Genomic DNA, 925 nt, shown 5'->3' with positions numbered 1-925 from the left:
CAAACGCTATCCACTCTTCATGGCGCGAGCGGTTCTAAAGGAGTTGATAGAGTCCTTGCAATCCACCCAGGGAGTGAAGCCATGTTGATAGCCCTGCACAAGAACGCCCGCACCACGCCCGCCGTGCGTGCCGAGATCGCAGCCAGCGATGAACCAGCCAGCGTCTTGGCCCAGCGCTTTGGGATCACTGAGCAGACGGTCTACAAGTGGAAGAAGCGTTCCGTCTTTGCAGACCGCTCTCACACTGCCCACCACCTGCAGACCGTGCTCACGCCAGCACAAGAAACAGTGGTGGTTCACTTGCGGCGTACCTTGCTGTTGCCTTTGGATGACCTGCTGGCCGTGACACGGGAGTTCATCTGTCCCCATGTCTCGCGCTCCGGGCTGGACAGGTGCTTGCGCCGCCATGGAGCGGGCAACCTCAATGCTCTAAAGCCCCAGCAGCCTGCGCTGGCCTACAAGGCCTTCAAGAGCTACGAGCCAGGCTACGTGCACATGGATGTGAAGTACCTGCCCCAGATGCAGGATGAGAGCAGCCGGCGCTACCTGTTCGTGGCCATCGACAGGGCCACGCGATGGGTGTTCGTGCAGTTCAAGGCCAACAAGACAGCTGCCAGTGCACAGGCCTTCCTCAAGGCATTGCACAAGGCCTGTCCGATCAGGATCAACAAGCTGCTGACCGACAACGGCAAAGAGTTCACGGACCGTCTGTTTGCCAGAAAGGAACGCGAACCCAGCGGCAACCATGAGTTCGATCAACTGTGCCAGGAACTGGGCATAGAGCACCGATTGACCAAGCCCAGGACGCCCAGAACCAACGGCATGGTTGAGCGGTTTAACGGCCGCATTGCGGACGTTTTGAAGACCCACAGGTTCAACAGCCGCGAAGACATGGAGCAAACCCTGCTGCGCTATGTGGCCCTGT

General features: G+C 59.0%; 1 protein-coding gene. It reads left to right on the top strand.

What is annotated here, in order from left to right:
• Positions 1-81: 81 nt before the first annotated feature.
• Positions 82-925 (top strand): IS481 family transposase (locus NFX52_RS30355; RefSeq protein ID WP_252636011.1); only part of this gene is annotated, 844 nt, incomplete at its 3' end.

Origin of the sequence: Acidovorax facilis, assembly GCF_023913775.1 — a bacterium.
Lineage (GTDB): Bacteria > Pseudomonadota > Gammaproteobacteria > Burkholderiales > Burkholderiaceae_C > Acidovorax > Acidovorax facilis.
Note: the sequence above shows the minus strand (reverse complement) of the source record. Positions and strands in the feature narration are given on the sequence as shown.